Genomic DNA, 564 nt, shown 5'->3' on the forward strand with positions numbered 1-564 from the left:
GCCAAGTCAAATGCCGTTAATCTGTCCAGAGCGTTTTCACCAATTCTGGCGACGCGGCCAAGCTCCATCGTTAGCGCTTGTGCACCGTAATTCTCTGCACTGTACCAACTGAACGTACTTGATGGTGAATTGGATAACAACACAGCTTCAATATGCGCACTATCGAGAAAATCTACCAACGCTTTGCTGCGAACTGGGTGGCGCGTTTTTGGGCTTACCGCAAACGTGTAATGTTTCGAACCACGAATAGCACAATGCAAATCTAGGTGCCAACGCGTTTTTGGTTCTGTATCTTGATAGAAATCTCGCACCAACAATTTCAGCGTATCAGCAATCGCCAGTTCTTTCGTTGGTTCGTGCTCTTTTTCATCGAATAGACGATTGAGGTTTTCTTCTAGGAATCGTGTATGCGCCAGAGTTGACTCAGGGTGAGCAATAATGAATAAGCAACGTGCATCGACTTTCTGGAATCCAGATTCGATGTCTTTGATGATCGAATCCACCAGCTCCATCGGTGCGGTTTCATCCCCGTGAATACCACAAGAGATGATGATGTTCTTCGTT

Annotated in this window: 1 protein-coding gene; it reads right to left on the minus strand. The window is 46.1% G+C overall.

The window, feature by feature from the left end; translation table 11 throughout:
• Positions 1-564 (minus strand): succinylglutamate desuccinylase (locus R8O11_RS30160; RefSeq protein WP_318195254.1); only part of this gene is annotated, 564 nt, incomplete at both ends.

Source organism: Vibrio sp. 1288, from assembly GCF_033344475.1.